Here is a 23,821-nt window from a genome sequence, read left to right on the forward strand (position 1 = left end):
ACATCGGTGCTTGTTCGCTCGGGATTTCGAGTGAACAAGCACCGATGCCGCCCAGTCAGTGGAATGCTCCGCAGATTTATGCGGCTCGATCACGCAGAATCGGTCACCAGACAGCTGTCCATCTCACAGACCGGAGTTTTCTCGTGAATCGATTCGACGACAAGCGCGTCCTCATCAGCGGCGCAGGATCCGGAATCGGCCAGGCCACCGTTGCCCGCATCCTGGCAGAAGGTGGCACCGTCGTCGCCGCCGACATTTCCGAGACCGGCCTCGAACAGACATTGAACGCTGCGAAGGACGCAGGCCATGCCGATCGCCTGACCACGGTGAAGGTCGACATCTCCAGCGAAGAGTCTGTTCGCGAACAGGTCGGCGCTGCGATCAAGGCTCTGGGCGGTCTCGACGTGTTGATCAACGCGGCGGGCATTCTGCGCTCCGCGCACACCCACGAGATGACGCTCGATTTCTGGAACACCGTCATCGGGGTCAACCTCACCGGAACATTCCTCATGACGAGGGAGTCCCTGCCGGCACTGCTCGAAAGCGGAGCAGGCGTCGTGGTCAACTTCAGTTCCACGTCGGCCACGTTCGCCCACCCCTACATGACGGCGTACGCAGCGTCGAAGGGTGGAATCCAATCCTTCACGCACGCACTCGCTCTCGAGTACAGCAAGCAGGGCCTCCGCGCCGTGGCCGTCGCTCCCGGCAGCATCGCTTCGGGCATGACGTCCGATCCCGGCTTCCCGGCCGACATCGACTTCACGCTGCTCGGCAAGCTGGCGCCGGCAATCGGCGAGGGTTTCGCTCCCCCGTCCGCGGTCGCCGGCGTGATCGCGATGCTCGCCTCCGAAGACGGCTCGTTTGTCACCGGAACGGAAATCCGCATCGACGGCGGCACGCATATGTGACCACTTGCTGTGCGCCATTATTAACCCCCGGCGGTTAATAAAGGCGCACAGCAGCAAGCGGCATACTTATCTGGTCGCGCGGAACCGGTCCGGCGGTACGGAGTGCGGTGGGGAGCCAGCGGTGAGCGAATCAACAGGCGGTACGAACCTCGAGCCTGTGCTGATCAGTCCTGTTGTCGGCGGAATGATTCGCACGTGGTCCGAGGACGAGACCCGCTTGTGGAGCGTCGACGATCCCACCGCGCTCGGCGCACTGCTCGGACAGGGCCTCGTAGCTCGCACCGCCTTGCCGGACAACAAGTTCCGAGAAGTTGCGTTTCTGAATCCCCAGACCCAGACCCTCACCGTGCAGCCGCGCTTCGCCTCACAGGACAGCGCTGCCCTCGCCGCACCGTTCGAGCTCACCGCCGCGACTGCCCCGACCGGCGGCGCCTGGGGAGATCTCGAGGCGGTACTCGCCTACATCGCGATCTCCGCAGCCGGTCGCGGCGAATTCTGGCTCGCGGAACTCGGCGGGTGGGAGTCTCCCCACGAACCGAACTGCCTCTTCACGACCGTCGACGAATCGGGACTGGCCAACGCAGTCATGGAAGCCACCCCCGCACCCGTGGGCACCGGCGTCTGGCCGGAGGTTCCACACGGACAAGCCGGTGTTTCGGTTTCGGCACCAGCTTCACAGGACACAATCGAGGCTGCCGGAATCTTCGCGGTATCAGCCATCGAGACGTGGGGCGTCACTCCGTGGGACATCAACCTCACCTTCGGCAAACTGGTTGATTTCGCCTGATCAAAGGCACCGACACGCGGCGGTGAGTTGTACGTCTCCCCTCAGCCGACGGCTCACGGTTCGTCACAACACGCCCGATGGCCACGACATCGGCCCCCTCGATGGGCATACTGAGGGAACTGGGGTTACTCCCGGTCACAAATACCCGTGGATCCGCGTCGGGGCGGGTGCGGTCCGACAACACGCGAGCAGCCACAGACACTGGCAGCTCCGAAAGGTTCAATCATGGCAACCGACCAATTACAGACGGTTGTATTGCACGGCGACCAGCTCAAATACGTCGACCAAGGCAGTGGCCCCGTTGTGGTGCTCATTCACGGCCTACTGGGCGCGCACTCCAACTGGGAGCCGCAGATCGAGACGCTCTCGCGCCACTACCGCGTCATCGCTCCTGATCTCTTCGGACACGGCGCGTCGGACAAGCCTGCCGGCGACTACTCACTCAGTGCTCACGCCGCCACCGTTCGTGACCTCCTCGAAGCCCTCGATATTCCGTCGGCCACCCTCGTCGGTCACTCCCTCGGTGGTGGGATCGCGATGCAGACGCTGTACCTGTTCCCCGACCGGGTGGAGCGGCTGTGCCTGGTGGCCAGCGGCGGACTCGGCCCCGAGGTGAGCCCACTCCTGCGCGCGGCGACTCTGCCCGGCAGCGAACTGGTACTTCCCGTTCTCGCGTCCAGGACGCTGACCGACGTGACGGACAAAGCGCTCGGACTTTTCAACAAGATCGGCCTGTTCAAGCTCGGTGCCAGCGCGAGTGAGGCCCGTAAGAGCTTTGCTTCGGTATCGGACGCGTCGACACGTCAGGCATTTCTGGCGACCGCGCGATCGGTCATCAACTACAACGGCCAAACCGTCAATGCCACTCCGCATTTCGCCAACTTCAAGAACCTGCAGGCACTACTGGTGTGGGGCGAGGAAGACACCATCATCCCCAACGCCCACACCGAGAACGCTCGCGCCGAACTACCGCTGGGGCGGGTGGAGATCTTCAAGCGCGCCGGGCATTTCCCGCACCTTGACTATCCGGATCGCTTCGACCGCGTCTTCTCCGAATTCATGACGGACTGCGGAGTCGGTATCGGCACCGGACCCAAGGCCGTCAGCAGCTGAACTAGCTCCCCGCAACCAGCTCTTCGAGGTAGCTCGCCACCCCGTCCTCGTCGTTCGTGGGCAAAATTCGGTCGGCGAGCTCGATGACCTCAGCTCTGGCGTTGGCGGGCGCCAGAGCCGTTCCGGCCCAGGTCAGCATCGCAACGTCGTTGAAGGCGTCACCGGCCGCGGCCACTTCCGACGCGTCGATGCCGTCGATCGCGCACAACTGCGCGAGAGCGCTGGCCTTCGAGACGCCCGCCGCTGCCATTTCCATGTACGGGGCCCCGGAGTGGGTCAACTCCACACCCTCGATACCCGCAGCGACCGCAGTTCGGTACAGGTCGGCGCTGGGAACCTCGGCATGCCGGGCCACGATCTTGACCATCGGCTCCACGTCCAGCGGCAGCGTATCGGCGAGCACCATCTCGTGCAGGTGCCGGTGATGGTCCGCGAACTCGCACAGAGCGGCATACTCCGGCTCGGCAAAGAACTGCGTGGGTCCGACGTTCGCGAACACGACGCCCGGAATCAGAGCGCGAACCTGCTCCATAGCCGTTGCAGCCAAAGATGTTTCGATCGAAATGGTGTCGACGATCTCCGGAGTCCCGTCCGCCAGGTCGAGAATGACAGCTCCGTTGGCACACACAGCTTTACCGCGAAATCCGCACGAACTCGCCAACGTGTGTACCGAATGCCTGGCCCGGGCCGTCGCCCACACAACTTCGATCCCCGCGAGCCGCGCGTTCTCCATGGCCTGCGCGGTGCGCGCCGAAATCGTTCGGTCGGAGCGCAGCAGGGTGCCGTCGAGGTCGGTTGCGAACATACGAATACGGGTCACCAGACAATGATGGCAGTCCGTTCGCAGCCCTCACCAACTACGTGGCATGGGCCGTTGCTCTGTCAATTACTTGCTTGGGCCCCCAGAAGGTGCCGACGCATCTCACCGAAGACCACACCCAGCCGCTCGACATCTCGCGGGCTCAGCAGGTCGAACATGCTCTCCCGTACAGCGGCCACGTGCGCCGGGCTTGCCGACGCCAGTTTCTCGGCACCCAAGTCGGTCAGCTCCGCATTAGCGCCCCTCTTGTCATCGACACACTCGACCCGGCGCACCCACCCGGCACCGACCAGGCGATTGACGGCCCTGGTCACACCACTTCGCGTAGCCATAACAGCGTCGGCGAGCTCACTCATGCGCAGTTGCCGCCCGGGCGCTTCGGCGAGAGCGACCAGCAGTTCGAAATCAGTGAAGGAAATGTCGGAGTCTCGCACCAACTGCTGATCGAGAACACGCTGGAGCAGTCGGGTCGAGTCCAGGTAAGCCCGCCAGGCCGTTTGCTCCGAGTCGCTCAACCACCGCGTCGATTCCATGGCGCCAGCATAGCTGAAGTAGTTGACAACAAAATCAAATGATCTATTCTCAATGTAGTTGATCAGTCAACTACCTGTTCGAAGAGAAGGTTCAACCGGGAGGCGGGCGCCATGAGCGACAACAACGCAGTGCAGTTCGACAACGCAATGCAGTTCGACAAAGCAGCGCAGTTCGACAAAGCAGCGCAGTTCGAGGAACGCCGTGCCGAGATCAGAGATCGACATCTGATCCCCGCTGACAAACGACCATCATCGATGGCACGCGGGCTGCACCATACTGCCCTGGTCAGCAGTGACGTCGAGCGAACCGTGAAGTTCTATCAAGATCTCCTCGGCTTCCCACTCACCGAGTTGATCGAGAACCGTGACTACCCCGGGTCGTCGCACTTCTTCTTCGACATCGGTAACGGCAACCTCCTGGCCTTCTTCGACTTCCCGGGTCTCGACGTGGGCCCGTACCAAGAAGTACTCGGCGGCCTCCACCACGTCGCGATCAGCGTCGAACCTGCCAAGTGGGCAAAGCTGCGCACCCAACTGACCGAGGCCGGCGTCGAACTGATCGAGCACAGCGAGGTTTCGTTGTACTTCCGCGATCCCGACGGCGCTCGACTCGAGCTGATCGCCGACCCGCTCGGCGAGATGTACGGCAGTCACATCCTCTGAAAACTTGCTCTCCCCACACCACTCGGAAGGCACACCATGACCTCCACTCTGTCGCAGCCGAACCTCGATATCCGTCGATCGGGCGATCGCTTCAAGTCCAATGCCGGCTGGCTGGACTCGAAGCACTCCTTCTCGTTCAGCAATCACTACGACCCGAAGAACACTCACCACGGCCTTCTCCTGGTCAACAACGACGACATCGTCACGCCGGGAATGGGATTCGACACCCACCCACACCAGGACATGGAGATCGTCACCTGGGTCCTGAGAGGCTCTCTCGTGCATCAGGATTCGATGGGTCATTCGGGTGTCATCTACCCCGGCCTCGCCCAACGGATGAGCGCCGGAACTGGCATCCTGCATTCCGAGAAGAACGACTCGTGGCGACTCGGTGACGTGGCCGGCACGCATTCCGCCAAGCACAGCGACCCGGTTCACTTCATCCAGATGTGGGTTATCCCCGATGAAGCCGGAATCACCCCCGGCTACGAACAGTTGGAGATCGACGCCGAATTGCTCGCCGGTGGACTGGTTCCCGTCGCGTCTGGCATGGACGCGTACGCCGATCACTCGGCAATCCGGATCAAGAACAAGTACGCCGCTATGCACGTTGCGCGTCTGCAACCCGGACAACCTGTGACCCTGCCGGATGCACCGTTCCTGCATGTTTTTGTCGCCGACGGTCAGGCCGCCATGGAAGGCGTCGGCGTGCTCGAAGAAGGTGACGCGGTACGCGTATCCGGCGGCGGAGGTCAGCAGGTCAGCTCCGATACCGGGGCTGAGGTTATCGTCTGGGAAATGCACGCCACCGTTTCGCAAGGATGACATGAAGTCCTTCTCGTACGACGCTTCACCGGCTCGAATTGTCTTCGGTCAAGGGACGATCGACACGATCGCCGAAGAAGTGCGGCGGCTCGGCCGTAGTCGAGTGATGGTGCTGGCAAGTCGTCGACTGAACGCGGTTGCCGCCGCCGTCACCGCATCCCTCTGCGACATGGTGGTGGCCCGCTTCGACGGCGCTGTGATGCATACTCCGATCGAAGTCACGACAGCCGCGCTGAAACTTGCCGAGAGCCATCACGTCGACGTCGTCGTCGCGATCGGCGGCGGGTCGGCAACCGGGTTGTCCAAGGCACTCGCACTACGAGCGGGGTTCGATCAGATCATCGTTCCGACGACGTATGCGGGGTCAGAAGCCACTCCGGTGTTGGGTGAAACGGAGAACGGACGCAAGACAACTCGCTCGTCGCCCCACATCAGACCGGAAACCGTCATCTACGACGTCGACCTCACCCTCGATCTGCCGCTCGGCACCACCGTCACCAGCGCCGTCAACGCGATGGCGCACGCGGTTGAAGCGTTGTATTCAGCCGAGTCCAATCCGATCACCGACTCGATGGCGATCGAAGTGATCTCCGGGATCGCCCGTGCGCTGCCGAGCATTGTCGATGATCCGAAAAATCTGGAAGAGAGGGCCGAACTCCTGCAGTCGGCCTGGTTGGCCGGAACCTGCTTGGGCACAGTCGGTATGGGGATTCATCACAAGGTGTGCCACACCCTTGGCGGCAGCTTCGGTTTGCCGCACGCCCCTACCCACACCGTTGTCCTCCCCCACGCAATGGCGTTCAACGCGTCTGCCGTCCCGGAAGTGATGTCGCGAATAGCGACTGCCCTGGGTGTATCCGATGCCGCTACCGGCGTTTTCGACCTCGTCACCGCGTGCGGCGGACCGACGTCTCTGCGAAAACTGGGAATGCGTCACGATCAAATCGAAAAGGCAGTCGAACTCGCGACCGCGGCCGCTTATCCGAACCCGCGTGAGATCACCGCGGCAGGCCTGAACGAACTCCTCGATAACGCCTGGTCCGGGCGTCGACCCGCCATCGGGTGAGAACAAATCAGGCAGTACCGCCACGAGGCCTGACATGTTCGAAGATCAGAATCGTCTCGGTCGCAGCAACCGCCGGGTGTGCCGAGAGATTGTTGACGACGAAGTCACGCAACTGCGCCGAATCCGTCGTCGCGACGTGCAGCATGTAGTCGTCGACACCGGCAACGAAGTACACGTTGAGGACGGAGTCCAGCTTGGCGAAGTCGTCACCGAGCCGGTTGAGGTGCGACCGTGCGTTGGCCTGCAATCGAACAGCGATCATCGCCTGCAGATCCATTCCGAGAGCGGCGGGGTCGATGTCCGCGTGAAATCCCCTGATCACACCGTTGTCCACCAAGGCGCGCACACGGCCGAGGCATGTCGACGGTGCGATTCCCGCGATCGCGGCCAACGCATTGTTCGGAATCCTCGCGTCTTTCGCCAGCTCTTCGAGCAGAACCCGGTCGACCTCGTCCAACTTCACGGCAGCCCGAACATGCTTCGGCGAGGCGGCCGTCTGAATACCGATTTTTGAACTTTCGCGCACCATGGATACAGCCTAGAGAATTATCTTCACTTCTCTTCACTATCTGGCGACGAAACTTCATGCTTGGCACCTGCCATTCGAAGAAACAACAGACTCAGTTCGGAGCCGTGTCATGAAGGTCGGAATCCCCCGCGAGATCAAAAACCACGAGTACCGCGTGGCCATCAGCCCAGCAGGCGTCCACGAACTGGTCGGCCGAGGGCACGAGGTCGTCATCGAAACGGGCGCAGGCGTCGGCTCCTCGTTCAGTGACGAGGATTTCAAGGCCGCGGGCGCACAGATCCTCGGATCTGCCGATCAGGTCTGGACGGACGCAGATCTACTCCTGAAGGTCAAAGAACCTATTGCAGAAGAGTATTCGCGGCTCCGCAAGGATCAGGTGCTCTTCACCTACCTTCACCTGGCGGCGTCGAAGGAATGCACCGACGCACTTCTGGCGTCGAAAACCACCTCCATCGCCTACGAAACCGTTGTCGGTTCCGACGGTTCACTGCCCCTCCTCGCCCCGATGAGCGAAGTAGCCGGACGCCTGGCACCGCAGGCCGGCGCCTACCACTTGATGCGTCACGGCGGCGGACGCGGAGTTCTGATGGGCGGCGTTCCCGGAGTGCGCCCCGCCAAGGTCGTGGTGATCGGTGCGGGAGTCTCCGGTAAGAACGCCATCGCCGTGGCCTACGGCATGCAGGCCGACGTCACCGTTCTCGATCTGTCGATCGCGCGCCTGCGGGAAATCGACGAGCTGTACCACGGCCAGGTCAAGACCATCACCTCCAACAGCCTCGAACTGGAACAGGCAGTACTCGACGCCGACCTTGTCATCGGCGCCGTGCTGGTCCCCGGGGCGAAGGCTCCCACTCTCGTGTCCAACAGCCTGGTGGCGCGCATGAAGCCGGGCTCTGTCCTGGTCGACATCGCCATCGATCAGGGCGGCTGCTTCGAGGATTCGCACGCGACCACGCACGCCGATCCGACGTACCAGGTACACGGTTCGGTCTTCTACTGCGTTGCGAACATGCCCGGAGCCGTACCCCGTACGTCCACCTACGCACTCACCAACGCGACACTTCCGTACGTCGTCGCATTGGCCGACAAGGGGTGGAAGGACGCGGTCGCCACAGTTCCCGGTCTGGGGTCAGGACTGAGCACACACGACGGTCTACTCCTGTCCGACAGTGTTGCAGCGGCGCACGGGTACTCGGCTACGACTCTCTGACCCAGGCGGCTCTGACCCAGGCGAGGACAGCTCGAGATCGCTAGCCTTGATCCATGAGCAATCCTGACATCACGCTGAATTCCGGAACCACGATCCCGCAACTCGGCCTCGGAGTCTGGCAGGCCACCAACGACGAAACCGAGCATGCAGTGCGGTTCGCACTCGACGAGGCCGGCTACCGGCACATCGACACTGCCGCCGCCTACGGAAACGAAGAGGGCGTCGGACGAGGTATCGCCAACTCGTCCGTCGCACGAGAGGACATCTTCCTCACCACGAAGCTGTGGAATGCAGATCAGGGCTACGAGCCGGCATTGAAGGCTTTCGACAGCAGTATCGACAAGCTCGGCGTCGACTACGTCGATCTCTACCTCATCCACTGGCCGCTGCAGGACAACGACCGACTCCTCCGCACGTGGGAAGCGCTCGAAAAGATCGCGGAATCGGGCCGCGCCAAGGCAATCGGGGTGTGCAACTTCGAGCCGCATCATCTGCAGCTCCTCGTCGATCGCGGCGGAATGTTGCCCGCCGTCGATCAGGTGGAACTGCATCCGCACCTCACGCAGCACGCTATTCGCGACAAGGCCGCCGAGCACGGGATCAAGGTCGAATCGTGGAGCCCACTCGGCGGTACCAGCAACGCAGGTTGGGGTAAGGCGTCCAAGCCCAACACCCTGCTCACCGACCCGATCATCACTCGAATCGGCGATCGCCACAGCAAAACTGCCGCGCAGGTCCTGATCCGCTGGCACCTTCAGAACGGCCTGATCGTCATCCCGAAATCTGTACACGATGCTCGGATCGCTCAGAACATCGACGTATTCGACTTCGAACTCACCGATCTCGATCTGAGCGAAATCGACACGCTCGACGACGGTACCCGCGTCGGAGCGCATCCCGATGAGCTCAACATCGGTGCGCCGAGCTGATCAAGCCGCTCGTTTGGTGGGGCGAAGCGCATCGAGTCCGTTTCGCCTCACCATCGTTCCGAGGGTCTTCCACCACGGCCGAGCCGGATCCGGCTCGCTTCCGTCGCCCATTCGGTGCAATTGATCGGTGTGCCACTGCAGGTCGAGTGCACCGTCGAGCATCGAGATGTCGGCAACCTTCCCCAACAACTTCCGCGCGCCGAACTCCACAGTCGGGACGTTCAATCGTTCCCGATCCGATTCCAGGAGAACGGTTGCCGCGTCCGGGATCGTGATCGTCGGCCGGCCGAGACCGATAACATCGCACGCGCCGGAAGCGAGTGCCTCGACCATCGCCGATCGCGAGCGGAAGCCGCCGGTGACCGCCAAGGGAATGTCGCCGGCAATCGCTCGGACTGTCTCGGCATACTCGAGGAAATATGCCTCTCGATCGCGAGTGCTCTGCTTCTGCGCCTTACCCATCATGGCCGGCGATTCATAACTGCCACCGCTGATCTCGATGAGATCGACGGATTCTTCGGTCAACGCGCGCACTACTTCTCGCGACTCGTCTTCCGAGAACCCGCCGCGCTGGAAATCAGCCGAGTTGAGTTTGACCGACACCGCGAATCCCGGCGCAACGGTAGAGCGTATGCGCCGAACGATCTCGATGAGAAAGCGTCGTCGACGCTCAGGATCTCCGCCCCACTCGTCCGTCCGCTGATTGGACAACGGCGAAAGGAACTGCGCAACAAGATAACCGTGCGCTGCGTGTATCTGCACGCCACCAAATCCGGACGACTCGGCGATGCGAGCAGTTTCCGCGAACTTGTCAATGATCTCGCCGATCTCGGCAGTCGAGAGTTCTCGCGGCGTCGCCATGCCCGGAATTTTCAGCGCGATCGCGCTGGGGGCGACCGGTCGACCTCTGCTGGCAATCGGGTTGGATTGTCGCCCTGGGTGGTTCAGCTGCATCCAGATCTCGGCGCCGCCGTTCTTGGCAGTCTTGGCCCAGGAAGTCAGCGCTTCGGCATCTCGATCGTCGTCGACGACGACGTTGCCCGGTTCGGCGATCTGCGTTCGATCGACCATGACATTGCCGGTGATCAGCAACCCGAACCCGCCACTGCCCCAACGCCCGTACAGCGTTTCCAAGCGGGTGGACGGTCCGTGTGCCCGGTCACCCAGGGCCTCGCTGAGCGCCGCTTTCATGGTCCGATTCCGCAGGATCTGCCCGCAGGGCAAAGTCAACGATTCTCCGAGCGTGGTCATGGATGCCTCTCGCGACGAATAGGAAAAGAAGGTCAATGGCGGGGCGCAGAACCGAAGTGCCGCTTGGTATCGCGCACGAAGCTCGAGAAGATCAGTGAGTTGACCGGTAGGCCACCGCGTACCGCGAGCGACAGCTTCGGACGCGGTGAGAATGCAAAGGTCCACTGCAGTCTCGAGCCGACTGCGAGTTCGTCGACGCGATAGTCCTCGGCAAAGGATTGGAACAGCGGCACATTCGATTGTTCGACGTAAAACGAGTGCCGACGCGTTTCGTCGTCCCAGGTGATGAACTTTTCGCGCATCTGCATTGCACCGCCGCCCACCTCCGCGATTCGTCGCGTGCCGACACCGTACGGGCGAGGCGAGGTGTAGTGAACTTTGGTGAGCAGCCGGCACCACGACAACGGTTCGTCCGCGGTCAGACCAGCCCAGACGTCATCCGGTTGGGCGGTGAGGTCGATCGAATACGTGAAGATATGCGGTGCCGTGTCGAAAAAATCGGCACCGACCGGTTCGAGGTCGAACCAATGTGTCATCGCCTACTCCTGCCCAATTAGCCGTTACATGAAGTTACGGATACTTGACGACCGAAGTCAACCCCCGAAGGCTCAGTTGGACCGAGCTTCAGAGCGCGAGAGCCCCTGCAGCGAAGCGATGACCTGTTCGAGCGGCTCGATACTTCGAGTCGTCTGGCACACCGCCACTGCACCTTCGACCGACGTGATCGTCAGGTTTGCCATCGATTTTGCCTGCGCTGCAGGATAACCCGCAGTTTCGAGTTGCGATTCGATCAACTTCTGCCAACCCAGCATGACCTCAGCCGACACTTCCGCGACTTCGGGTTCACTGGCACGCGCCAACCCGCCGGCAATCACCGGGCAGCCGATCGCAAAGTCCGAGCGCGTGAGATTGAGCCGCCAGATGTCTCCGACCGCTTCGATCACGTCGGCTGTGGAACCGGTAGCCGCGGCCGAGCTGATTCGCCTGGTGATGATCGCACCGGCCGCGCGTACGGCTTCGACCATCAGCTCGGTCTTACCGCCTGGAAAGTGATGGTAGATCGACCCTCGAGGCGCGCCACTGTGCTTGATGACTTCACTGAAGGACGTCGCATCGACACCGTTGCGACTGATCAATTCGACCGCACTGCGAATCATGCGATCACGTGAGCTCAGCTCTGCCATGTCACAGATCCTTCGGCCGTCGGTACACCTGTCGACTCATACGCTACGTTATGTATGACGACCTACATAGTGATGGGATGAAACAATGAGTGACGAGACAACCGCGACCGTCGACCCGGCGCAGATGACAGGCCTCGAACTTCTCCGCTGGATGGGGACACAGGTCAACGACCGACCCAGCATCGGACGCCTCCTCGGCATGGAGATGCGCGAGGTCAACGAAGGATCCGTGAGCTTCGCCCTGACCCCGCGCGCCGATTTCAGCAACCCCCTCGGCACTGTCCACGGCGGCATTTGCGCAACGCTGCTCGATTCGGTCATGGGCTGCGCGGTACACACGATGCTTCCGGCGGGCGTCGGATACACGACCCTCGAACTCAAGCTCAACTACATCCGCACGGTGCCTCTCGACGGTGACGAACTGACAGCCCACGGCAGTGTCATTCATGTGGGTGGGCGTACCGCGACCGCAGAGGGCAAGGTGCTGGACAAGAACGGCAAGTTGGTGGCGCACGGAACTACGACGTGCATGATTTTTCGCTAAGCCCGACGTGAGCAGGGTGCGAGTGCCGATGTACGATCGGGTCGTGACCCTGCTCACTGCGCACCTCTGGTGGCCCGACCGCTGACGGTCAGCCGCAACTGCGTGCTGCCCGGACCGATATCGGGTGGTCCAGCAGGCTCCTCTCAGGATCCCCGATCCGGCAAATGCCGTACGCGTCGTCGCTACGACCGCCAAGATCAGGTACCGAATCCACGAAGGAGAGTTAGTTGACCACCACCCCACTCAACCGTTCGCTCGAACCTTTGGGCGTCTCCATCCCGTCGAAAGTGCCGACGCACTGGTACAACCTGGCGGCTGACCTCCCCGAGCCTGTTCCCCCGCACCTGCATCCGGGCACGCGTGAGCCGCTCGGCCCCGAGGACTTGGCGCCGCTGTTCCCGATGAACCTCATTGCGCAGGAAGTCGCAACCGAGCGCTACATCGAGATCCCGGAGACGGTTCGCGAGATCTACGGCATGTGGAGGCCCTCTCCCCTGTTCCGGGCGCATCGACTCGAGCGCGCTCTGGGCACACCTGCTCGCATCTACTACAAGTACGAAGGCGTGAGCCCGGTCGGTTCACACAAGCCGAATACTGCTGTCGCGCAGGCGTACTACAACGCGATCGAAGGAACCACCAAGCTGACCACCGAAACCGGTGCGGGCCAGTGGGGTGCGTCGCTGTCGTTCGCGGGTGCGCTGCTCGGACTCGACGTCGAGGTGTGGCAGGTTCGCTCCTCCTTCGATTCGAAGCCGTACCGACGCATCCAGATGGAGGCATACGGCGGAATCTGTCACCCGTCGCCTTCCGACCTGACGGAAGCCGGACGCGCACTGTTGAAGTCGCATCCCGACACCACCGGCTCGCTTGGTATGGCGATCAGTGAGGCCGTCGAGGTCGCTGCGCAGGATCCGAACACGCACTACTCACTCGGCAGCGTGTTGAACCACGTCATGCTGCACCAGACCGTGATCGGTCAGGAAGCAATGGTTCAGCTCGAAGAAGCCGGCGACGCCGTCCCTGACACCGTGTTCGGTTGCGCCGGCGGCGGTTCCAACCTCGCGGGACTCACCTTCCCCTTCCTGGGACGAAACCTTCGCGAAGGCACCAAGACTCGCCTGGTCGCCTGCGAGCCATCGGCATGCCCGTCCCTCACCCAGGGCGAGTACCGCTACGACTTCGGTGACGTCGCCGGTCTGACGCCGCTGCTCAAGATGCACACTCTTGGCAAGGACTTCGTTCCCCCGGCCATCCACGCCGGTGGCCTCCGCTACCACGGCATGTCGCCGATGGTCTCGCATGCGGTCAACCTCGGCCTCATGGACGCGATTGCCGTCGATCAGGACGACGCACTCCAGGCCGGTCTGATTTTCGCCCGCGCCGAAGGAATCATCCCGGCTCCGGAATCAACCCACGCGGTTGCCGGCGCCATCGCTCACGCCCGTGCCGTCACAGAACCCGAGGTGATCGTGATCGGACTGTCCGGCAACGGTCAGTTGGATCTGCCGGCGTACTCGCCTTACGTCTGACACGGTCGGTGTGGTGGTCTCGTGTATACGGGGCCACCACACTTCGTCACACCGATCACGATCCCTGGTCGGATCCCAATTCGTCGACCGAACCGTCAGAAATCGAAACTTGCCCGGCCCTGACGCGACAGGCAGTGGCTCGATCTCGAGGCACGGATCCAGCCAGCCACCTCCGAAACGAACCGTTCAGTTTGCTCGATCGGTTACGGTCTTTCGATGCAGCTTCGGTTGAAGGAACACTGGAAACTGGTCGCCCTCGGACTCGCGTTGATCGTGGCAATCGCTTTCATCGTCGTATCGGCACTCTCAGACTCGAACGAGGTTGCATCGCCGAAGACAGGCGGTCCGATCGTCGAACAGGGCGTTGTCGACGTGGACCTCTCCGATCCTCCGCAACAAGCCTGGGAACTCGATGTCCGAGCGCTCACGGACAACCCCGGGGACGTGCTGCTGTCGATGCCTTCCACGCTCGATAGCTACTACGGCTACGGCAACACGTACCAAGTCGGTGATGTGCTGGTGGCCGCGACTGCTTATCCGCTTCCCAAGACCGACGAGTCTTCGTCGAGTCAGGGAGTCGGTGCCGTCACACTCGTCGGGGTGAATCCCGACGACGGAAATCCGCTGTGGAAAACGCGAATCGGCGGAGTCATCGGCCAGTGCAGTCAGCAGAACGAATCCACGATCATCGCGTGCTGGGGCGATCGACGGATGATCTTTGTCGATACCGCGACCGGAACTCTGATGTCCGACCTCGGTACCGACTTCGATCTCAATGGCGCCACCATCACAGGAGACACCGTGTACACGTCCGGCGAAAGGACGGACGGAACCGTTCGGACGCGAATTCTTGCCAGCGGCACCACAACCAATTTGACGGCCAACTTCGTGCGTACCTTCGAACCAAGTGAGAAGTTCGGAGCCGTCTACACGGTCCCTCACACCGACACTGTCATTTCCATGGAACAGGGCGACGGCGGGGACCCACAGTACCGCTATCGAATCTACGATCTGCAGTCCGGCGCCGAACGATTCCGATTCGAGGGCGATTCGCTTGTCCCGGCCGGGAATGGATTGTTCCTCACCAGTGTCGGCGGCAGGTCAGGTTATGCAGGAACCCAAAACCTCTTGGCTTCCGATGGATCCACGATTCGTGCGATACCGATTCCCTCGTACTCATCGTCGTCCTACCCAAATAAGTCCTCGACGGGCCTGCCGATGTTTCTCGGCGACGGCGCCTACGACCCGAACTCCGGTGACGAACTTTGGCGCAGTTCACAAATCGTCAACACCGCGATGGCCGGGACGGGAAGCGCCATCGCCGCCGTGGTAGGAAAAACAATCCTCGTCACGTCTCCCGAGACCCGCACAATCTCCGGTCTCGACATCGAGAGTGGTCGACAGTTGTGGCAGACACCCTGGCAAGACGCGTACTGGGTTCGCAGCGGGGCAACCGATGGCGACCACTTCGTCTTCAGCGACTACACCGGAATGCATTCGATCAGGGCCCGCGACGGAAAGATGATGTGGTCGGTTCCCCTTCCCCCAGAGGTCGATCCGCGCGGAGTCGTCGTCTCGAATGCCGGCAAAAACGTGTCGTTCTCCTGGCAAAACCATTTCACCATTTGGCGATAGGCCGGCAACATCGCCGATACCGTGTCGTACTGACGAGCCAGCTCAGCAACAAGTAAGCGGATCGACGAGCAGCCATCAATGGCCACAATCCAGTCTTCCGCATTTGTTCAATTTCGGAAGAACGATCTCGAACAACTACACATATCTCCACGCCTCCAATTTCGGAAAGATCAGACCAGACCTGCAGTGAAGAGGTGCGTAAAAATCGCACCGACTCACGTATCTGATCCAATCCAACCGTAAAGGGAGCCAACGGGAATGGACGCGAATTCCTCTGTTTGCAGTCAGCAACAAATAGTCCAGTTTGCGCGTAACCATCTACGTACCGGGGGACCGAGCTCAGACCAAATTCGTCGTCATTTCGGTTTGCACAAACGCGCGTTCTTCACGCAGCTCGACACCCATCTGGACGATTCTGCACTTTCAATGCCCGAAAAAGTTGCACTCCGCCGCATCTGCCGACAGGAAGACAGAAGATGCCCGATCACACGTATGAACGTCTCAGCAGGTCAAGTTGGCCCACCCCGGCCGATGTACGACGCGCTTCCTTTCCCACCCCAGAACCATCCCGCTTGACGATCGAAAGCCGCGAACTACGTTGAGCCGCTGAATTCTTCCGCAGCCCCCTCTTCTTGGTTGGGATCATCGGAGATCTAACAACCGCGCGACTTTCAGACTCAAATGCAATGCCAACCGGTCGTCGCCGTTTGCCAAGTCTGCGCGTGTAATCTCCTGAATTCGCCGCAAACGATAGTACAAGCTCCCTCGATGCACACAGAGCGCCTCGGACGTTCGCTTTACGTCACCGGCATTGTCCAAAAAGCTCTCCAGCGTCGCGAGAAGAGCCTCGCTTTTTGAGTCCTCATGGCAGAGCAAGGACTGCAAACCTGAGTGAATACTGTTCTCGAGTCGATCCTCCGACAGTTCGGCCAGAAGTCCGTAGACGCCGAGATCCCGATAACGCACAACATTTCCGAGCACCTTGACAACCTGGGCTACGTCTGCAGAACGTCTGGACTCTTCGTAGGATTCGCGCACGTCTGCAACCGAGGTTCGCGGTTCACCGATACCAACCCAACATTCGATGTTCTGGCGCCCACTTTCAGACAAGACTCGTTCCCTGGCTGCCACGATCAGCGAGTCCAGATGGGTTTGAGTCGAGCGTTCGGCCACCGATACGATCAACAGACTGTGGTCGGGGCGGTCGAGTTGGATTGCACTGTTCCGCGGGAGCCTCCGCCGAAGCTGATCGACGCCGACGGCAACACTCAGACGATCTCTTTCGGTCAATGTCGACCGGTCCACGGGGCGGAGCAACATCGTCACCGCGACTGCTGGACCCGCAACCATCAAGCCCTCATCAGCCAATCTGCTTGCCGCGTCCTCACGCAGCGACCGCTCGCCCGACAGCACGTCTCGAGTGAGTTCCCGCTCCCGACTTCGGGACAACTCGTCCAGCAACTGTTCGCGATGAAGGATCATCGCCGCCGCATCAGCCGTGTGCCTCAAGACCTCGGCCTGATCCTCGTCAACTTCGCCCTCTGAAATCAACAGCCAGACGAAGCCCAGCAGCGCATTGCGGTATCGGATCGGCATCCCGACCCGGCCAAGGGTCAGCCCTAGTTCTTCGTTGACGGGAACAGTGAAGAGATCGAGGGCCTTGCGGCCTCCACTCGCGTAGATGAAGTCCACAATCTCGCGTGAAACATTCCGCTGTAGAACCGAATTCATTCTGACTGAATCGACGGCGCTGTCGTGCGAGTTGTACGCGAGTAGACGGATCTGGGCGTCATCGATTGCAACGGAACGGTCCAGTCGACGCCCGGTAGTATCCACCAGATGCTGTAGTTCTCCAGCCATGGTCGAACTGTACGAGTCGAACTCTCCGCTTTGCAACATATGACCAAATTCGTCCGCGGCAATTTGAACAAATGACAGTGATGCAACTAACTTTCGCGCCATAAGCTCGCTACATGCCGAAGCACATGAGAACCGGAACGTGTTCGTTCGGCCAGCGACCAGGCATACCCAGCACCGACAGGTTGCACGACAGCGGCGAGATTCGTTGCAGCCGTGCGATTTGCATTGAGGACCGAAGCCAGCCGACGCGCTCTCGCGCGAGAAAACGTCGTCCCTGATCCGGAATCGATCGCAACCTCCGGTTCGCCAGATCAACGTGGGTCCGGTCGGCCTCTTCGATTTCGCATGCCCCCCCCCGAACGACATCGACCACCTTGACGTCGCAAAACCGTTGCCATTCAGCATATCCCGAGAGGAATCATCATGACCGGCACAGCAAATGCTCCTGTAGAGCATCAAATCGAGACTTCACCTGGACGTCGATCGGCGCGCCGTAGAGCCCTGATTGCCGGCGCGACAGGCAACATCGTCGAATGGTTCGATTTCACAATCTACGGTTTCACTGCCGCAGTTCTCGCGACAGTGTTCTTCCCTCCGGAGTTCGGCAGTGGCGCACTGCTTGCCACCTTCGCTCTTTACGGAGTCGCATTCTTGGCCAGACCTGCCGGCGGCATATTCTTCGGAAGACTGGGTGACCGCCTCGGCCGACGGAGGTCACTGTCCCTGGCAATTACGCTCATGGGCTGCTCGACAGCGGCTATCGGCCTCCTACCGACATATGCTTCGATCGGTGTCGCCGCACCGCTGTTGCTGCTGCTCTGTCGCTTGGTTCAAGGATTCTCAGCCGGTGGCGAATACACCGGAGCGGCAACCTTCGTCGTCGAGCATGCGCCGTCCCACCGCCGAGGCTTGTACGCAGGGATAATCAGCTCTTCGTCATTCGTCGGCAGCATCTTGGCCACGGTCACAGTCTTGTCATTCAGCTTGGTCGGCGCTGAGCACTTCGCCGACGGAGGATGGCGCTGGCCGTTCATCATCGGAGGCGTTGTCGCCATGGTGGGTCTGTTCATGAGGCTTGCCGTCGAGGAGACTCCGGCGTTCAAGGAAATGCAAGAAAACGATTCCCTTCCCACTCGCCCACTCGCAGATCTGTTCCGCAATCACTGGCGGACTCTGCTCACGTCCTTCGTGTATTTCGCCTCGCTCGGTGTCGTTACTCATATGCTGCTCGGTTACATGCCGACATTCCTGGTTATTTCAGCCGATGTTCCGAGCACGGTTGCCCTGCTGATGACAACCGGCGCTTTGGTTCTCGCAGTCCCGCTGTTCATCTTCTTCGGCGCCACAGTCGACCGAATCGGCCGGAGACCTCTCGTCAGAATCGGCATGGTGATGTCAGTTTTCGTATCGGTACCCAGCTACCTGCTCATCGGCACCGGGAATGCTTTCGCGATTGCCGTTGCCCTGGCCGCTCTGGTCGTCGCGCTCTCCCTACTTGCTTCCGCTTTGCTGGTAATTCTCGAAATGATGCCGACGCACGCGAGATTCACCGGCACGGCAATCCCTTATAACGTTGCGTATGCACTCTTTGCAGGAACTGCGCCTCTGGTGTGCGCGTCGTTGGTCAATGCCACAGGAAGCAATCTGTCCCCGGCCTTCTACGCAACCGCCATCGCTTTGATCGCACTTCCCATTCTGTGGAGAGGGATTCCGGAAACGAAAGACTGGTCAGCCACGCAGGGCAGTGCGACGAAGTAATTCTGACAATGGGCGCGCCATGGGTGCGATTCTTTGCGCAGCTGTCGATAGCGTTCCGACGGCCGCCGAGCGAAAGTTGAGGATGACGATCTTCTGGGCCTCCAGGTGCGAAATCAAGCAAGGCAGAGCGCATCCTCCAAGAAGTTGAGGTACGGCTCTCCGGAGGAGGTCCAAGTCGTCAGGCTTACCAAGAACCCAAGCTCGCCAGTCGAAGGGATGCGCATTCGATCTGGCGCAGTCACAACAAGGAGGGGCCGAAAGTGCCTACCAACAAGACCGACGCAGTTGTGGTCGGAGCTGGAGTAATCGGCAGCTCCATCGCCTACGAATTGGCCGCTAGAGGCTACGAAGTCCTGGTCATCGACAAGTCTGGTGGTCCGGGCTACGGCTCGACCAGTGCATCCAGTGCGGTTATCCGGTTCAACTACTCCACATTCGACGGTATGGCTGCGGCTTGGGAGTCGCTGCATTGCTGGCAGAACTGGAACGAGCATCTCAACGCGACAGTCGACGGTGCGCTTGCGAAGTTTCGGCAATGCGGGATGGCGCTGCTCGATGTCGACGTCGCACCTCACGCGCGCACGATTGGCCTATTCGAAAAGATCGGAATCGACTACCAGCTCTGGGACGCAACGACACTCGTCGAAAAGATTCCCGGCATCGACTCCGGCAAATACTATCCGCCGAAGCCCGTCGACTCGGAGTCGTTCTTCGCAGATACGACAACCACGCTCGGTGCGTTGTACACACCTCAGGCAGGGTTTGTCGACGACCCGCAACTGGCCGCCGCGAATCTTGCTGCGGCAGCTCGTTCGCACGGTGCGGTTTTCACTTACAACACGCGTGTAGTGGCAGTCGAGCAGTTGGCTGACGACAGCTGGCAGCTAGGGCTCGACGACGGGGAAATTGTGAAATCCAATATTGTCGTCAACGCTGCCGGCCCCTGGTCGGGAGCATTCAACAAGCTTTCGAATGTCGGGTCCGACTTCAAGGTTTCGGTTCGGCCCTTGCGTCAGGAAGTCCATCATGTCACCGCACCCACTGGGTACAACGACGGCGAGATCCTCGGCCCGATGATCGCCGATTTGGATCTCGGAACCTACATGCGAGCCGAACCCGGAAACGGCTTCCTTGTCGGCGGAACCGAACCGGAGTGCGATCCGCTCGAGTGGATCGACGATCCTGACACCGCGAACCCGAATCGCACTGTTGCCCGGTTCGAAGCGCAAGTTTTCCGCGCCGCCAGACGTTTCCCCAGCTTGGACGTCCCGTCACAGCCGAAAGGTATTGCCGGCGTGTACGACGCAGCATCTGACTGGACCCCGATCTACGACAAGACAGACAGACGAGGGTTCTACGTCGCCATGGGCACCAGCGGAAACCAATTCAAGAATGCACCCATCGCTGGACGTCTCATGTCGAGGATCATCGACCAGGTGGAAGCCGGACACGATCACGACGCTGATCCCGTGACCTACATCGGAATGCACACCGGGCTCGAAATCAACCTCGGCGCATTCTCCCGGCTTCGGGCACCCAATGCCGAGTCGACCGGGACAGTCATGGGTTAGAAGTGTTGTCCGGCTTGGAGAATCGATAGCCGCGACAACTGAATAGACACGGCTGTGGGTGTCCACCACGTGGTGGACACCCACAGCCGACTTCTTCTTCCACGGAATCGACGGAAAATCGACGATCGAACGTGTCAGCGTGGACATCGTCTCCGGGACGAGCAGCTACCGTGCATGGCATTTCTTCAAGTAGCTCAGGAACGATGCCTGCAGCCCGGTGACGTGCGTCTCGTGCAACAACGCGGTCGAAACATCCTGCGACCACCCCTTGCCGTGCAGCTCCTCCACGACAGCGAGAACGTTTCGTGCCAGTCCGCGGTAGATCGGAATGGGCCCCGTCAGTTCGGCTTCGTTCAGCGTGACGTGCAATTGCGGCACAACTGAGCCCACGCCACGCGTTGGCAGGGTCTCGACCATTGTGTGGATCTGGCTGTCGGCGTTCACAACTCCGGGGCTACCCGCACCGAAGGTCGCGAATGGAGTCGCGTCACGTAGCCATGAGTAGAGCGCGAAAAGACCTCCGTAGGAGTAACCGAAAAGGCCGTGCCCAGACTCGCTGACGCGCAGCTTCGACGAGCACAGGTGAGGGTGGAGTTCGTTGGTCAGGAAGGCGAGGAAGACGTCCGCATGGGTGTCTGCGAGCTCCTCGAGATAGGCGTCTACGTATTCCTGGGTCATTGCACCGGAGTCGCGAGCCGCGGCAAGAGTAGCCACCATCTCGGCGCCTACCGGTTCCCCCGGCGGCACGAGATCGCGGTTGCGTAGCCGTGCCCAGTTGGCGGCTTCCTCACCGGCATAACCGACGCTGACCTGAATGTACGGTGCGATTGTCAGATACGGGTCTTCCTGCGTGACGATGAGTGGGGCGGTCAGACCCACAGCCCAGTTGCCGTCCATCACGTAGATCAGCGGTAAGGGATCCGTGGAGTCCGCGTAGCCGGGTGGTGTGGTCACCCAGACGCCGTAGCGGTGCCCCGATTTCGCCGTTATTTCGAAATACTCCGTGTCTGCAAAACATCCGTGCAGCATTGCGCTCATCGAACCTCTCCCTTCACTACCTGGCCGGATTTCACGACGAGTACAGCCATGTCCGGATCGGCGAACACCTTGGCGTCGCAGAGCGGATCTCGTCGCCAGGCGACCATGTCCGCCTGCATTCCGACGCGGATCGTCCCGACGGTCTCCCCGATACCGAGGATGTCGGCGTTGACGCTGGTGGCCGACACGAGTGCGTGCATCGGCGACTCCAACTCGGCGCGCAAGCGCAACTCCTCGCCTCGGCGCTGCTGGTGCGGCCCGATGAGGTCCGAGCCCAGGCCGATCCTCAGGCCTGCTGCGCGAGAGACCTCGAGTGCCGAGGCCATGCGCTGACGTACTCCGGCGGCGCGGTCTCGTATTGCAGGGTCCAGGTCCATGCTCGCGGTGTCCGTCAACTGCTCCACCACGGCGAAGGTGGGGACCAGAGCCACGTCGTGCTCGCGCATCAGCTGGGCGGTCTCCGCGTCGATGTCGGTGCCGTGTTCCACGCACCGGACTCCCGCCCGCACTGCGTTGCGAATGCCCGCATTGTTGTGCGCGTGCACCGTGACGTAGGTGCCGCGCGACGCTGCCTCTTCCACTGCCACGGAGATTTCCTCGACGGTGAACTGTGTGTCGGTGAGGCGGTCGTGGCCTCCGACGACACCGCCGGTGACGCACAGTTTCAGGAATGTTGCGCCTCGGCGGAACGACTCGCGCACGTTGCGTCGTAGCTCGTCGGCGTTGCCGGACATCAAAGACAAGGCGCAGAGCCCGGGGAGGTGGTGCATGTTCCACAGCTCAGTCGGTTCCCACGAAGCCCCGTAGTAGCCGTGCCCACCGGTCTGGCACTGCACCGGACCACACGAGAGGACACGCGGACCACGAACCTTGCCGCCGGCGATGACGTCGACGACTCCGCCGTCGATGCCACCGACGTCTCGCACCGTGGTGAAGCCTGCGTCGAGGGCCTGGCCGGCAGCGCCGAAGATGTCCGCAGCGAGTTCGGCCGCCGAGAGCTCAAACCCGAATTGCCGTCGTATCGGGCTCGAAAGGCCTAGGTGGACATGGGCATCGATGAGCCCCGGAGTCAGAAGCATGCCGTCGAGGTCGACTGTCCTCGCACCCGACGGCGCCTGTCCGATCGCGGTGACAATGCCGTCGCTCACGCACACGTCGACTTCGACCGGGTCGGTGCCCGATCCATCCGCGACCTTGCCGCCGGCAAACCATACGTCAGTCAAAGGGACCTCCCGAGCATGAGAAAACCTCTTTCCTAAACACTGGTGAATTCGATATGCGGTACCGTACTCAACAGTGGTGAACCCGTCAATGGAGGTAACGTGAGATCGCCGGTTGGGGAGGGTCGAGAGCGACTGTTACAGGCACTGTTCGACGAGTTCGGTGAAACCGGCCCAAGTCCGAAGCTGTCGATGCGCCAAGTAGCGGAGCGACTCGGAGTGCACCACACGCTGCTGACTTATCACTTCGGATCACGACCGGGTCTCCTCAGCGCCGTGCTGTCGGAAGCGCGCCGCCGTGACAACCTCGTCATCGCCGCGATGGGCAAAGATCTCGGATTCGCGGCCCTGTGCAGGGCGATCTGGAGCTTTTACTCGAACGCCGAGCACGAAGACCGAAGCCGCACCTTTTTTCACCTGGCCGGACTTGCGGTCTACGAGCACAACGCATTTCAAGATTTCGCCGCCGACCTGGACGAATTGGCCCACCTCCTCGAAGCAGCAGCCCTTCGCGATGGATTCACCGTGGTGGATGCACAGCAGCAGAGCGTCATTGCAACCGCATGTCTGCGAGGACTGTTGCTGCAGAGGTTGCTCACCCCTGATGCCGAGGTCGACGCCGCAGCCGAGCGCTTCATCACCTCGTTGACCACGACCATTACCTGAGGCCCCACAACCGATCACCCTCGTTCGAAATCACCGACGCGGGGCCGTTTACCATGGGCTCGCTCATGTTTCGGCGCGAGCCGGGTCTCTGATCCCCGGTTGAGTGGTGGTCGATCGCCCTTTCGACATCTGTACGAGCGAACTGCCGAAAGATGCGACAAGTGAACCTATCTCGGCGCAGC

At 61.1% G+C, this 23,821-nt stretch carries 24 protein-coding genes; 15 read left to right on the plus strand and 9 right to left on the minus strand.

The features are described from left to right. Window positions 1–143 precede the first annotated feature (143 nt). The 3 genes from ABWI03_RS12440 to ABWI03_RS12450 all read left to right on the plus strand — a co-directional run bounded on the left by ABWI03_RS12440 (window position 144) and on the right by ABWI03_RS12450 (window position 2,808). Window positions 144–908, plus strand: coding sequence for an SDR family NAD(P)-dependent oxidoreductase (locus ABWI03_RS12440; RefSeq protein WP_298779129.1), 765 nt, complete (start codon window positions 144–146; stop codon window positions 906–908). Window positions 909–1,029: 121 nt separating this feature from the next. Continuing rightward, the gene (locus ABWI03_RS12445; protein ID WP_298779125.1) at window positions 1,030–1,695 is read left to right on the plus strand and encodes a hypothetical protein; all 666 of its coding nucleotides are present in this window, start codon (window positions 1,030–1,032) and stop codon (window positions 1,693–1,695) included. 225 nt (window positions 1,696–1,920) lie between these two features. Beyond that, window positions 1,921–2,808, plus strand: a complete 888-nt coding sequence (locus ABWI03_RS12450; RefSeq protein WP_003945464.1) for an alpha/beta fold hydrolase — start codon at window positions 1,921–1,923, stop codon at window positions 2,806–2,808. A gap of 1 nt (window position 2,809) precedes the next feature. Here ABWI03_RS12450 and ABWI03_RS12455 read toward each other — a convergent pair whose 3' ends face one another. Both ABWI03_RS12455 and ABWI03_RS12460 read right to left on the minus strand, forming a co-directional pair. Then, complete coding sequence (locus tag ABWI03_RS12455; protein WP_124568856.1) at window positions 2,810–3,628, minus strand: HAD family hydrolase; 819 nt, start codon at window positions 3,626–3,628, stop codon at window positions 2,810–2,812. Between the two features lie 62 nt (window positions 3,629–3,690). Beyond that, the gene (locus ABWI03_RS12460; protein ID WP_298779121.1) at window positions 3,691–4,161 is read right to left on the minus strand and encodes a MarR family winged helix-turn-helix transcriptional regulator; all 471 of its coding nucleotides are present in this window, start codon (window positions 4,159–4,161) and stop codon (window positions 3,691–3,693) included. Between the two features lie 147 nt (window positions 4,162–4,308). On the opposite strand from ABWI03_RS12460, the gene ABWI03_RS12465 reads away from it, so the two are divergent. From ABWI03_RS12465 to ABWI03_RS12475, 3 genes are read left to right on the plus strand one after another with little or no spacing between them, the layout of a single operon-like run. Further along, window positions 4,309–4,824 (plus strand): VOC family protein, encoded by a 516-nt coding sequence (locus ABWI03_RS12465; RefSeq protein WP_298779719.1) that lies wholly within the window; start codon window positions 4,309–4,311, stop codon window positions 4,822–4,824. Window positions 4,825–4,860: 36 nt separating this feature from the next. Further along, on the plus strand, window positions 4,861–5,649 hold the full coding sequence (locus tag ABWI03_RS12470; protein ID WP_166810705.1) for a pirin family protein: 789 nt from the start codon (window positions 4,861–4,863) through the stop codon (window positions 5,647–5,649). A 1-nt stretch (window position 5,650) separates the two neighbouring features. Continuing rightward, on the plus strand, window positions 5,651–6,715 hold the full coding sequence (locus tag ABWI03_RS12475) for a maleylacetate reductase (protein WP_298779118.1): 1,065 nt from the start codon (window positions 5,651–5,653) through the stop codon (window positions 6,713–6,715). Window positions 6,716–6,722: 7 nt separating this feature from the next. Here ABWI03_RS12475 and ABWI03_RS12480 read toward each other — a convergent pair whose 3' ends face one another. Beyond that, window positions 6,723–7,244 (minus strand): Lrp/AsnC family transcriptional regulator, encoded by a 522-nt coding sequence (locus tag ABWI03_RS12480; protein ID WP_019746936.1) that lies wholly within the window; start codon window positions 7,242–7,244, stop codon window positions 6,723–6,725. 109 nt (window positions 7,245–7,353) lie between these two features. Between ABWI03_RS12480 and ald the strand changes: the two genes are divergently transcribed. Then, window positions 7,354–8,454: an alanine dehydrogenase gene (gene ald, locus ABWI03_RS12485; protein WP_019746935.1), complete on the plus strand. Its 1,101-nt coding sequence runs from the start codon at window positions 7,354–7,356 to the stop codon at window positions 8,452–8,454. Window positions 8,455–8,507: 53 nt separating this feature from the next. Next, window positions 8,508–9,383, plus strand: a complete 876-nt coding sequence (locus tag ABWI03_RS12490) for an aldo/keto reductase (RefSeq protein ID WP_095970959.1) — start codon at window positions 8,508–8,510, stop codon at window positions 9,381–9,383. On the opposite strand, the gene ABWI03_RS12495 is transcribed toward ABWI03_RS12490, so the two are convergent. From ABWI03_RS12495 to ABWI03_RS12505, 3 genes are all read right to left on the minus strand, one after another. After that, on the minus strand, window positions 9,384–10,634 hold the full coding sequence (locus ABWI03_RS12495; protein ID WP_298779114.1) for an NADH:flavin oxidoreductase/NADH oxidase family protein: 1,251 nt from the start codon (window positions 10,632–10,634) through the stop codon (window positions 9,384–9,386). A 32-nt stretch (window positions 10,635–10,666) separates the two neighbouring features. Continuing rightward, window positions 10,667–11,170, minus strand: a complete 504-nt coding sequence (locus ABWI03_RS12500) for an SRPBCC family protein (protein ID WP_095970957.1) — start codon at window positions 11,168–11,170, stop codon at window positions 10,667–10,669. A 72-nt stretch (window positions 11,171–11,242) separates the two neighbouring features. After that, window positions 11,243–11,818, minus strand: coding sequence for a TetR/AcrR family transcriptional regulator (locus ABWI03_RS12505; RefSeq protein ID WP_298779111.1), 576 nt, complete (start codon window positions 11,816–11,818; stop codon window positions 11,243–11,245). An 85-nt stretch (window positions 11,819–11,903) separates the two neighbouring features. Between ABWI03_RS12505 and ABWI03_RS12510 the strand changes: the two genes are divergently transcribed. The 3 genes from ABWI03_RS12510 to ABWI03_RS12520 all read left to right on the plus strand — a co-directional run bounded on the left by ABWI03_RS12510 (window position 11,904) and on the right by ABWI03_RS12520 (window position 15,526). Further along, a complete protein-coding gene (locus ABWI03_RS12510; RefSeq protein ID WP_003945940.1) occupies window positions 11,904–12,362 on the plus strand; it encodes a PaaI family thioesterase in 459 nt (152 codons plus the stop codon). A 227-nt stretch (window positions 12,363–12,589) separates the two neighbouring features. Next, entirely contained in the window at window positions 12,590–13,891 is a 1,302-nt protein-coding gene (locus ABWI03_RS12515; protein ID WP_003945451.1) for a TrpB-like pyridoxal phosphate-dependent enzyme, read from the plus strand. A 216-nt stretch (window positions 13,892–14,107) separates the two neighbouring features. Continuing rightward, a complete protein-coding gene (locus ABWI03_RS12520; protein WP_298779108.1) occupies window positions 14,108–15,526 on the plus strand; it encodes an outer membrane protein assembly factor BamB family protein in 1,419 nt (472 codons plus the stop codon). A gap of 642 nt (window positions 15,527–16,168) precedes the next feature. Here the strand turns inward: ABWI03_RS12520 and ABWI03_RS12525 are convergent. Next, window positions 16,169–17,701 (minus strand): PucR family transcriptional regulator, encoded by a 1,533-nt coding sequence (locus tag ABWI03_RS12525; protein ID WP_298779105.1) that lies wholly within the window; start codon window positions 17,699–17,701, stop codon window positions 16,169–16,171. A 108-nt stretch (window positions 17,702–17,809) separates the two neighbouring features. On the opposite strand from ABWI03_RS12525, the gene ABWI03_RS12530 reads away from it, so the two are divergent. The 3 genes from ABWI03_RS12530 (at window position 17,810) to ABWI03_RS12540 (ending at window position 20,908) form a co-directional block, all read left to right on the plus strand. Further along, window positions 17,810–19,144 (plus strand): MFS transporter, encoded by a 1,335-nt coding sequence (locus ABWI03_RS12530; protein WP_235171304.1) that lies wholly within the window; start codon window positions 17,810–17,812, stop codon window positions 19,142–19,144. 260 nt (window positions 19,145–19,404) lie between these two features. Next, window positions 19,405–20,715 carry an NAD(P)/FAD-dependent oxidoreductase gene (locus ABWI03_RS12535; protein ID WP_298779101.1) on the plus strand — a complete coding sequence of 437 codons (1,311 nt, stop codon included), beginning with the start codon at window positions 19,405–19,407 and terminating at the stop codon, window positions 20,713–20,715. Window positions 20,716–20,773: 58 nt separating this feature from the next. Beyond that, complete coding sequence (locus ABWI03_RS12540) at window positions 20,774–20,908, plus strand: hypothetical protein (protein ID WP_267910365.1); 135 nt, start codon at window positions 20,774–20,776, stop codon at window positions 20,906–20,908. Here the strand turns inward: ABWI03_RS12540 and ABWI03_RS12545 are convergent. Together ABWI03_RS12545 and ABWI03_RS12550 are read right to left on the minus strand one after the other, a co-directional pair. Further along, a complete protein-coding gene (locus ABWI03_RS12545) occupies window positions 20,881–21,753 on the minus strand; it encodes an alpha/beta hydrolase (RefSeq protein ID WP_283376560.1) in 873 nt (290 codons plus the stop codon). The genes ABWI03_RS12540 and ABWI03_RS12545 overlap by 28 nt on opposite strands. Then, complete coding sequence (locus ABWI03_RS12550; RefSeq protein ID WP_298779097.1) at window positions 21,750–22,976, minus strand: metal-dependent hydrolase family protein; 1,227 nt, start codon at window positions 22,974–22,976, stop codon at window positions 21,750–21,752. The genes ABWI03_RS12545 and ABWI03_RS12550 overlap by 4 nt, the downstream gene beginning before the upstream one ends. Window positions 22,977–23,075: 99 nt before the next feature. On the opposite strand from ABWI03_RS12550, the gene ABWI03_RS12555 reads away from it, so the two are divergent. Further along, window positions 23,076–23,639, plus strand: a complete 564-nt coding sequence (locus ABWI03_RS12555; RefSeq protein ID WP_166810715.1) for a TetR/AcrR family transcriptional regulator — start codon at window positions 23,076–23,078, stop codon at window positions 23,637–23,639. Window positions 23,640–23,821: the final 182 nt, after the last annotated feature.

The organism is Rhodococcus baikonurensis (assembly GCF_040489275.1).
Classification (GTDB): Bacteria; Actinomycetota; Actinomycetes; order Mycobacteriales; family Mycobacteriaceae; genus Rhodococcus_F; species Rhodococcus_F baikonurensis.

Bases quoted from the DNA above. Each gene is read 5' to 3' on its own strand.
- ABWI03_RS12450 (WP_003945464.1), top strand. From the start codon at position 1,921: ATGGCAACCGACCAATTACAGACGGTTGTATTGCACGGCGACCAGCTC.
- ABWI03_RS12460 (WP_298779121.1), bottom strand. From the start codon at position 4,161: ATGGAATCGACGCGGTGGTTGAGCGACTCGGAGCAAACGGCCTGGCGG.
- ABWI03_RS12465 (WP_298779719.1), top strand. From the start codon at position 4,309: ATGCAGTTCGACAAAGCAGCGCAGTTCGACAAAGCAGCGCAGTTCGAG.
- ABWI03_RS12470 (WP_166810705.1), top strand. From the start codon at position 4,861: ATGACCTCCACTCTGTCGCAGCCGAACCTCGATATCCGTCGATCGGGC.
- ABWI03_RS12475 (WP_298779118.1), top strand. From the start codon at position 5,651: ATGAAGTCCTTCTCGTACGACGCTTCACCGGCTCGAATTGTCTTCGGT.
- ABWI03_RS12480 (WP_019746936.1), bottom strand. From the start codon at position 7,244: ATGGTGCGCGAAAGTTCAAAAATCGGTATTCAGACGGCCGCCTCGCCG.
- ald (WP_019746935.1), top strand. From the start codon at position 7,354: ATGAAGGTCGGAATCCCCCGCGAGATCAAAAACCACGAGTACCGCGTG.
- ABWI03_RS12490 (WP_095970959.1), top strand. From the start codon at position 8,508: ATGAGCAATCCTGACATCACGCTGAATTCCGGAACCACGATCCCGCAA.
- ABWI03_RS12495 (WP_298779114.1), bottom strand. From the start codon at position 10,634: ATGACCACGCTCGGAGAATCGTTGACTTTGCCCTGCGGGCAGATCCTG.
- ABWI03_RS12500 (WP_095970957.1), bottom strand. From the start codon at position 11,170: ATGACACATTGGTTCGACCTCGAACCGGTCGGTGCCGATTTTTTCGAC.
- ABWI03_RS12505 (WP_298779111.1), bottom strand. From the start codon at position 11,818: ATGGCAGAGCTGAGCTCACGTGATCGCATGATTCGCAGTGCGGTCGAA.
- ABWI03_RS12510 (WP_003945940.1), top strand. From the start codon at position 11,904: ATGAGTGACGAGACAACCGCGACCGTCGACCCGGCGCAGATGACAGGC.
- ABWI03_RS12520 (WP_298779108.1), top strand. From the start codon at position 14,108: ATGCAGCTTCGGTTGAAGGAACACTGGAAACTGGTCGCCCTCGGACTC.
- ABWI03_RS12530 (WP_235171304.1), top strand. From the start codon at position 17,810: ATGACCGGCACAGCAAATGCTCCTGTAGAGCATCAAATCGAGACTTCA.
- ABWI03_RS12545 (WP_283376560.1), bottom strand. From the start codon at position 21,753: ATGAGCGCAATGCTGCACGGATGTTTTGCAGACACGGAGTATTTCGAA.